Origin of the sequence: Streptomyces sp. CNQ085, from assembly GCF_022614595.1 — a bacterium.
Lineage (GTDB): Bacteria > Actinomycetota > Actinomycetes > Streptomycetales > Streptomycetaceae > Streptomyces.
Genome location: NZ_JAJFAU010000180.1, coordinates 1 through 8,670 on the forward strand (window position 1 = coordinate 1; position 8,670 = coordinate 8,670).

Below are 8,670 nucleotides of genomic sequence, written 5' to 3' on the forward strand. Positions count from 1 at the left end.
CCCGCGGCACCGGCCCCGCCGGCGACGGCCGGCCGCGGGAGCGCGCCTTACCGGCGGAACGCGGGCGGCGGCGTCCGGCCCGCACGGGGGCGGTGGCCGGGATGAACGCGAATCGCACACCGAGGGCCGTCGGGACGGTCTGGGGGCTGCTGATCCTCAACACGCTCGGCTCCGCCGGGGCGGAGACAGTCATCCCGCTGCCCCGCTCCCTCATCCAGATGGTCACCATGGGTGCGCTGGCCGCCGCGTTCGTGCTGGCGCTCGCGATCAACCCCCGGGTGCGTATCCGGCCGAACGCCTTCGTCTTCCTGCTCACCCTGCTGCTGGTGCCGAGCGTGGTCTCCAGCGCGGACCTGGGGGCCGGGGTCGGGGCGCTCTTCCGCTGTGCCCGGCTGACTCTCTTCGTCAGTACGCTGTGGCTGCTCAGTCGCTGGTGGGACGGGAGTCCCACGTTCGTCCGCCACCACATCCGGATGTACTGCGCGGTCCTCGGGTCGGTGGTCGCGGGCGCGGTCGTCTCGCCGGGCGCCGCCATGCCCGAGCTCTACGGCGGGCGGCTGGTCGGCGCTCTGTGGCCGCTCACCCCGCCGCAGATCGGGCAGTACGCCGCGGTGATCACGGGGCTGGCCGTGCTGCTCGCCCTGGGCCGCCGAACCGGCAGGGGCAGCGCGGCGGTCGTCATCGTGCCGGCGCTCGTCGTGCTCATGCTGACCCATACCCGGACGGCCACGCTCGGCCTGCTCGTCGGGCTGGCGTTGGCGGTCGGCTCGCTCACCCTGACCAGCACCGCCGCCCGCCGGTTCTTCACCTGGGTGGTGCTGTGCACCGCCGTGGCCGCGGTGGGGTTCGGTTCCGTGCTCCAGGCGTGGTTCCTGCGCGGGCAGAGCCAGGAGAACTTCACCAGCCTCACCGGACGGGCCAAGGTCTGGGACGCCCTGCTGGCGGCGCCCAGGACCGCGTCGGAGCAGCTGTTCGGCACGGGCCTGGGGGACAAGTCCTTCGGCGGGCTGCCGATCGACAACAGCTGGCTGGCCGTCTACCACGAGCAGGGTCTGACCGGTGTCGCCCTGGTGACGGCGGTCATCGTCGTACTGGGCGGCGTCGCGCTGCTGCGGCCGCCGTCGCTGTCGAGGGCCTGCGCGATCTTCCTGATCGGCTACTGCGCGATCGCGTCGTACACCGAGGCCGGACTGGGCGACGCCTCGCCGTACCTGCTGCATCTGGCCGTGGCCGCCTCACTGCTGACGCCGCCCGCCGCGACCGCCCCCTCCTCGACCGCCGAAGTCCCTCGACGACGCACTCCGGGATCGGCCCGGACATCGGAGGTGATCTGAGCATGCACGTCCTGGTGGTGCACAACCGCTACGCCTCGGCGCAGCCGAGCGGAGAGAACAAGGTCGTCGACCAGGAGGTGGAGCTGCTGCGCGGGGCCGGCCACCGGGTCGGGGTGTTCGAGCGGCGCAGCGACGACATCGCCGCCCGCTCCCTGCCGGCCAAGGCCGCTCTGCCGCTGCTGGTGCCGTGGAACCCGGCGGTCCGCGCGGAGCTCGCCGACCGGCTCCGCGCCGAGAGGCCGGACGTGGTGCACGTCCACAACGTCTTCCCGCTCCTGTCGCCGGCTGTGCTGGCCGCCTGCGCCGACGCCGGTGTGCCCGCCGTCGCCACGCTGCACAACTACACCCAGGTATGCCCGCCCGGCACACTGCAGCGGGACGGGCGGCCGTGCGCCGAGTGCGTCGGGACCACGCCGCTGCCCGCCGTCCGGCACGGCTGCTACCGGGGCTCCCGGCTGGCGACGGTCCCGCTCGCGGTCAGCCTGTCGGTCAACAGGCGGCGGTGGTGGTCGGGCGTGGAGCGGTTCTTCTGCATCTCCGCGGCGCAGCGCGACGTCCTGGTGCGGGCCGGCATGCCGCCCGGGCGGCTGGCGGTCAAGCACAACTTCGTGCCCGACCCCGGTCCCGGCGCCCGCCGGACGGGCGCCGGGGAGCATCTGCTCTATCTCGGCCGGCTCGCGGAGGCCAAGGGTGTGCGGCTGCTCATGGCCGCCTGGGAGGAACTCGCCGCCGGCGGCAGTGTGGGCGTACCGCTCGTGATCGCCGGCACGGGGCCGCTGGAGCGGGAGGTGGCCGCCTGGGCGGCGAGCCGGGACGACGTGCGCTACGCCGGCCTGTACGACACGGCGCAGTGCCGGCGGGCCATCGCGCGGTCGGTCGCCGTGGTGGCACCCTCCACCTGGCTGGAGGCGTTCGGCCTGGTGGTCGTGGAGGCGATGGCGGCGGGGGTCCCGGCCGTCGCCGCCGGTCACGGCGCCTTCGTCGAACTCGTCGAGGACGGGGTGACCGGGCTGCTGCACCGGCCGGGCGAGTCCGCCTCGCTCGCGTCCTGCCTGCGCCGGGTGACGGCCGGTCCGGCCCTGGGCCGGGAGATGGGCCGGGCGGCCCGGCTCCGCTACGAGCAGGGCTTCAGCCCGGCCGTCGGGCTGGAGCGCCTGGTGGATGGATACCGCACCGCGATCGCGGGTCGGTCCGGCGGCGGGGACGGCCCGCCGCCGGCAGAGAACGACAGCACTGGCTCGCGACGGGTGCGCCCGCGCGAGCGGGATGGGGGCAGTAGATGACACGATGCCGACTCTGCGGCTCGGCGGCGCTGGCGAGCGTGGTCGATCTCGGGGCGACTCCGCCGTGCGAGAGCTTCCTCGCCGCGGACGAATTGGACCGGCCGGAGCCGACCTACCCGCTGCACCTGCGGGTCTGCACCGACTGCTGGCTCGCGCAGATCCCTCCGCTGATCACGCCGGAGGAGACCTTCACGCAGTACGCGTACTTCTCCTCCTACTCGACCTCCTGGGTGGAGCACGCGCGCACCTTCGTCACCGGCGCCGTGCGGCGGCTGGGCCTCGGCAACGACTCCTTCGTGGTCGAGGTCGCGAGCAACGACGGGTACCTGCTGAGGCACCTGGTGGACCGCGGGATCCGCTGCCTGGGCATCGAGCCCTCGGTGAACGTCGGCGCCGCGGCGCGGGAGGCGGGCGTGCCCACCCTCACGGAGTTCCTGGACCCGGCCACCGGCTCGGCCGTCCGCTCCGAGCACGGCCCGGCGGACCTGGTGGTGGCCAACAACGTGTACGCGCACATCCCCGACGTGGTCGGGTTCACGCGAGGGCTGCGCGCCCTGGTCGCCGACGACGGCTGGGTCTCCGTCGAGGTGCAGCACCTGCTGACCCTGATCGAGGAGAACCAGTACGACACGATCTACCACGAGCACTTCCAGTACTACACGGTCGCGTCCGCGGCCCGGGCGCTGGCCAGCGGGGGGCTCGCGCTCGTGGATGTCGAGCTGCTGCCGACGCACGGCGGTTCCGTCCGGCTGTGGGCCCGGCCGGCCGAGGTGGCCGGCGAGCCGGGCCGGAAGGTGGCCGAGGTGCTGGACCGGGAGAAGGCCGCAGGGCTGCGGGAGCTGTCCGGGTACACCGAGTTCTCCGCCCGGGTGGCCAAGGTGCGCCGGGACCTGCTGCGGTTCCTCGTCGAAGCGGCCGAGCGCGGCGAGACGGTCGTCGGCTACGGCGCCCCGGGCAAGGGCAACACCCTGCTCAACCACTGCGGCGTCCGGCCCGACCTGCTCCCGTACACGGTCGACCGCAACCCCTACAAGCACGGCAGGTTCACCCCGGGCACCCGCATCCCGGTCCTGCCGCCCGAGCGGATAGCCGAGGACCGGCCGGACTACGTCCTCGTCCTCCCCTGGAACCTGCGGGAGGAGCTGGTCGAGCAGCTGTCCTTCGTGCACGACTGGGGCGGCCGGCTGGTCTTCCCCATACCGGAACTGAGCATTGTCGAGGTCAAGCGATGAAGGTCGTACTGTTCTGCGGCGGTTACGGGATGCGGATGCGCAACGGCACCGCGGACGACGTGCCCAAGCCGATGGCGATGGTCGGCCCGCGGCCGCTGATCTGGCACGTCATGCGCTACTACGCGCACTTCGGGCACACGGAGTTCATCCTGTGCCTCGGCTACGGGGCCCACCACATCAAGGACTTCTTCCTCAACTACGAGGAGACGACGTCCAACGACTTCGTGCTGCGCGGCGGACGCACCGAACTGCTGTCCACCGACATCTCCGACTGGACGATCACGTTCGCGCAGACCGGTATCGAGTCACCGATCGGGGAGCGGCTGCGCCGGGTGCGGCACCACCTGGACGGCGACGAGATGTTCCTGGCCAACTACGCCGACGTGCTCACCGACGCCCCGCTGCCGGAGATGATCGAGAAGTTCGCCCGGCGCGACGCGGGCGCGTCGATGATGGTGGTGCCGCCGCAGTCCTCCTTCCACTGCGTGGACCTGGGCGACGACGGCCTGGTGGGCGGCATCACCCCGGTGGGCGAACTGCCGCTGTGGGAGAACGGCGGCTACTTCGTACTCCGCCAGGAGATCTTCGACCACATCCCGGAGAACGGGGACCTGGTCGCCGACGGGTGCGCCCGGCTGGCCAAGCGCGGTCGGCTGGTGGCGCACCAGCACCGCGGCTTCTGGAAGCCGACCGACACCGTCAAGGAGCGGGCCGCGCTCGACGAGGCCTACGCCCGGGGCGACCGGCCGTGGGCCGTGTGGGAGCAGGGCGGCACGGGGGTGGGCGCGTGATCCGGCTCGGCGCCGGACGCCCGGAGCGGATCGCCGCGGTGGGCGCGCACTGCGACGACATCGCCATCGGCGCCGGCGGCACCCTGCTGACGCTGTGCCTCGCGCGGCCGGGCGTCCGTGTCGACGCGCTGGTGCTCTCCGGTGGCGGCGGCGAGCGGGAGGAGGAGGAGCGGGCCGCGCTCACCGCCTTCTGCCCCGGCGCCGACCTGCGGCTGACCGTGCTCAAGCTGCCGGACGGCCGGATGCCGGCGCACTGGGAGGAGGCCAAGGCCGCGGTCGAGGAGCTGCGTGGGCGGACCGAACCGGATCTCGTGCTGGCCCCGCGCGCCGAGGACGCGCACCAGGACCACCGCGGCCTGGCGCTGCTGGTACCCACCGCGTTCCGCGACCACCTCGTACTCGGCTACGAGATCGTCAAGTGGGACGGCGACCTCGGCCGTCCGACCGCGTACCAGCCGCTGTCGCCCCGGATCGCCGAACAGAAGGTGCGGCTGCTGCAGGAGCACTACCCCTCGCAGCGGCACCGGCCCTGGTACGACCGGGAGGCGTTCCTCGGCCTCGCGCGAATCCGCGGCATCGAATGCCACGAACGCTACGCCGAGGCGTTCGCCGTCACCAAAATCACTCTCGACCTGGGGGAATGAACCTTGCGCGTACTGCTGACCGGACACCAGGGCTATCTGGGGACCGTGATGGCCCCGGTCCTCGCGGCCGCGGGACACGAGGTCGTCGGGCTGGACTCCGGCCTGTTCGCCGACTGCGTGCTGGGCCCGCCGCCCGCCGACCCGCCGGGGCAGAGGGTGGACCTGCGTGACGTCACGGCCGAACACGTGGCCGGGGTGGACGCCGTGATCCACCTGGCCGCCCTGTCCAACGACCCGCTGGGCGCCCTGGCGCCGGAGCTCACCTACGACATCAACCACCACGCGTCCGTGCGGCTGGCCCGGCTGGCCCGCGACGCCGGAGTGCGGCGCTTCCTGTACGCCTCGACCTGCTCGGTCTACGGCGCCGCCGGCGGCGGCGCGCCGGCGGACCTGGTGACCGAGGACGCCCCGCTGCGCCCGGTGACGCCGTACGCGGAGTCCAAGGTGCGGGTGGAGGACGACCTGCACGAGCTGGCCGACGGCGACTTCAGCCCGGTGTACATGCGCAACGCCACCGCCTTCGGCCACTCGCCACGGCTGCGCGCCGACATCGTGCTGAACAACCTGGTGGGCCACGCGCTGCTGTCCGGCGAGGTGCTGGTGCTCTCCGACGGCACCCCCTGGCGCCCGCTGGTGCACGCCGCCGACATCGCACGGGCCTTCGCCGCCGCGCTGACCGCGCCGCGGGAGTCGGTGCACGACCGGGCGTTCAACATCGGCAGCGAGACCAACAACGTCACGGTCGCGGAGATCGCCGGACAGGTCGCCGAGGCGGTGCCCGGCTCGCGGGTGGTGATCACCGGGGAGACCGGCGCCGATCCGCGCTCCTACCGGGTGGACTTCTCCCGGTTCCGCGCCGCGGTACCCGGTTTCGAGTGCGAGTGGACGGTGAAGCGGGGCGCACTCGAACTCGTCGACGCCTACCGGAAGTACGGACTGACCCGGGAGTCCTTCGAACAGCGCTTCACCCGGCTGGCCGTACTGCGCGCGGCATCCGGCGCCGGCACCGTCGACGACACCCTGCGGTGGCGCCGGTGACCGCGGCCGGGGAGGAGATGTACGCGCTGGTGGAGCGGTTGTACCCGCTGTGCCGGAGCATCACCGGCGACGGTGTGCGCACCACCTTGGAGATCGTCGGCGAGTACGTCCCGCTGCGGGTGCACGAGGTGCCGACCGGGACGCGGGTGCTGGACTGGACGGTGCCGCAGGAGTGGAACATCCGGGACGCCTACATCGCCGACGGCACCGGCAACCGGGTCGTCGACTTCGCCGCGTCCAGCCTGCACGTGCTCGGCTACAGCGTGCCGGTGGCGGCGACCATGCCGCTGGCCGAGCTGCGCGCACACCTGCACACCCTGCCGGACCACCCGTCCTGGGTGCCGTACCGCACCAGTTACTACAAGCCGGACTGGGGGTTCTGCCTGGCCCAGGAGACCCTGGACGCGATGCCGGAGGGCGAGTACGAGGTGCGCATCGACTCCACGCTCGCCGACGGCCACCTCACCTACGCCGAGCACGTGGTCCCCGGGCAGGTCCCCGACGAGGTGATCGTCTCCTGCCACGTGTGCCACCCCTCGCTGGCCAACGACAACCTGGCCGGCGTCGCGGTGGCCACGTTCCTGGCCCGGGCGCTGGCGGAGCACATGCCGTACTACACCTACCGGTTCCTGTTCGCGCCCGGCACCATCGGGGCGATCACCTGGCTGGCCCGCAACGCGGAGCGGGTGGAACGGGTCAGGCACGGCCTGGTGCTGGCCTGCGCCGGCGACCCGGGGCCGCTGACGTACAAGCGGAGCAGACGCGGCGACGCGGAGATCGACCGGGTGATGGGACACGTGCTGGCCGCATCCGAACGACCGCACCGCGTCGTCGAGTTCACTCCGTACGGCTACGACGAGCGGCAGTTCTGCTCGCCCGGTTTCGATCTCGGTGTGGGCTCGCTCAGCCGGACCCCGTACGCCGGCTACCCCGAGTACCACACCTCGGCGGACGACCTGGACTTCGTCTCCCCCCGGGCGATGGCCGACACCCTCGCCCTGTGCCGCGAGGCGTTCGCCGTGCTGGACCGCAACCGTCGGTACGTCAACCTCAGCCCCCACGGCGAGCCGCAGCTGGGCCGACGCGGGCTCTACGACTCGCTCGGCGGCCGCAGCGATGCCAAGCAGGCCCAGATGGCCATGCTCTGGGTGCTCAGCCTCTCCGACGGCGAGCACAGTCTGCTGGACGTCTCCGAGCGGTCCGGACTGCCGTTCGACACCGTCGCCGCCGCGGCCGACGCCCTGCACGGCGCCGGGCTGGTCAAGGAGTGACGCCGATGACCACCGAGGAGGAGGCCTCCCCGGGCGCGGCCGCCCGGCGGACCGCCAGGCGGGCCGTCGCCGGGCGGCTGTCCTGGGGACTGGCCGACCAGGCGGCCTCCAGCATGACCAACTTCGCGGTGGGCATCTATGTGGCGCGCTCGCTGGGGCTCACCGCCTTCGGTGTGTTCAGCCTGGCCTGGGTGACCTACGGCGTGGTACTCAACGTCTCCCGCGGGCTGGCCACCGACCCGCTCGTGGTGCGCTTCAGCGGCGTGCCGGACACCTCCTGGCGTGGGGCGGTGGCCCGCGCCTCGGGCACCGCGCTCGGCACCGGCGCCGCCATCGGCGCGGTGTGCCTGGCGGCCGGCCTCGGTTTCGGGGGCCCGGTGGGGCCCGCGTTCGTCTGCCTCGGCGTCGTGCTGCCGGGGCTGCTGCTGCAGGACGCCTGGCGGTACTCGTTCTTCGCCGCCGGCGCCGGGCGGAAGGCGTTCGCCAACGACCTCGTGTGGGGCGCCGCGCTCGTCCCGGCCATGGTGGTGGCGGCCCGTGTGGACAGCGTGGCGGCCTTCGTCCTCGCCTGGGGCGGGTCCGCCGCGGTGGCCGCGGTGTACGGCTGCTTCCAGTCCGGCATCCGGCCGCGGCCCGCCGGGGCACGGCGGTGGCTCCGCGAGCACCGCGATCTCGGTTACCGGTACCTGGCCGAGAACGTCAGCAACAGCGGTGCGAGCCAGTTGCGGGCGTACGGACTCGGCGCGATCGCCGGGGTCGGCGCGGTGGGCGTGATCCGGGGCGCCGAGCTGCTGCTCGGTCCGTTCCTCGCCGTGTTGATGGGGCTGTCGCTGGTCACCGTCGCGGAGGCGGCGCGGGTGCTGCGGCGGGCCCCGCACCGGCTCGGCCCGTTCTGCCTGCTGCTGGGCGGTGGGCAGGCCGCCGCCGCGCTGCTCTGGGGCGGGGCGCTGCTGCTGGTGCCGGACCGGGCCGGCGAGGTGGTGCTCGGCGGCGTCTGGCCCGCCGCCTCGGAGATCATCGTGCCGGTCACGATCGGCGTGGCGGGCGCCGGCCTCGGCACCGGCGCGGCGGCCGGGC

The 8,670-nt window shown here is 73.3% G+C and carries 8 protein-coding genes; all 8 read left to right on the forward strand.

The features are described 5' to 3' along the window. The first annotated feature begins 101 nt into the window (after positions 1 to 101). Positions 102 to 1,334, forward strand: a complete 1,233-nt coding sequence (locus LJ221_RS21760) for an O-antigen ligase domain-containing protein (protein WP_241718429.1) — start codon at positions 102 to 104, stop codon at positions 1,332 to 1,334. Between the two features lie 2 nt (positions 1,335 to 1,336). Then, entirely contained in the window at positions 1,337 to 2,617 is a 1,281-nt protein-coding gene (locus tag LJ221_RS21765) for a glycosyltransferase (RefSeq protein ID WP_241718422.1), read from the forward strand. After that, complete coding sequence (locus LJ221_RS21770; protein WP_241718423.1) at positions 2,614 to 3,849, forward strand: class I SAM-dependent methyltransferase; 1,236 nt, start codon at positions 2,614 to 2,616, stop codon at positions 3,847 to 3,849. Before LJ221_RS21765 ends, LJ221_RS21770 begins: the two co-directional genes overlap by 4 nt. Continuing rightward, positions 3,846 to 4,640, forward strand: coding sequence for a glucose-1-phosphate cytidylyltransferase (locus tag LJ221_RS21775; RefSeq protein WP_241718424.1), 795 nt, complete (start codon positions 3,846 to 3,848; stop codon positions 4,638 to 4,640). The genes LJ221_RS21770 and LJ221_RS21775 overlap by 4 nt, the downstream gene beginning before the upstream one ends. Next, positions 4,637 to 5,284, forward strand: a complete 648-nt coding sequence (locus tag LJ221_RS21780) for a PIG-L deacetylase family protein (RefSeq protein WP_241718425.1) — start codon at positions 4,637 to 4,639, stop codon at positions 5,282 to 5,284. Before LJ221_RS21775 ends, LJ221_RS21780 begins: the two co-directional genes overlap by 4 nt. 3 nt (positions 5,285 to 5,287) lie before the next feature. Then, positions 5,288 to 6,322: an NAD(P)-dependent oxidoreductase gene (locus tag LJ221_RS21785; protein ID WP_241718426.1), complete on the forward strand. Its 1,035-nt coding sequence runs from the start codon at positions 5,288 to 5,290 to the stop codon at positions 6,320 to 6,322. Continuing rightward, positions 6,310 to 7,593, forward strand: a complete 1,284-nt coding sequence (locus LJ221_RS21790) for a DUF4910 domain-containing protein (RefSeq protein ID WP_241718427.1) — start codon at positions 6,310 to 6,312, stop codon at positions 7,591 to 7,593. The genes LJ221_RS21785 and LJ221_RS21790 overlap by 13 nt, the downstream gene beginning before the upstream one ends. A 5-nt stretch (positions 7,594 to 7,598) precedes the next feature. Beyond that, the coding region (locus LJ221_RS21795; protein ID WP_241718428.1) for a hypothetical protein at positions 7,599 to 8,670 on the forward strand (1,072 nt) is incomplete at its 3' end.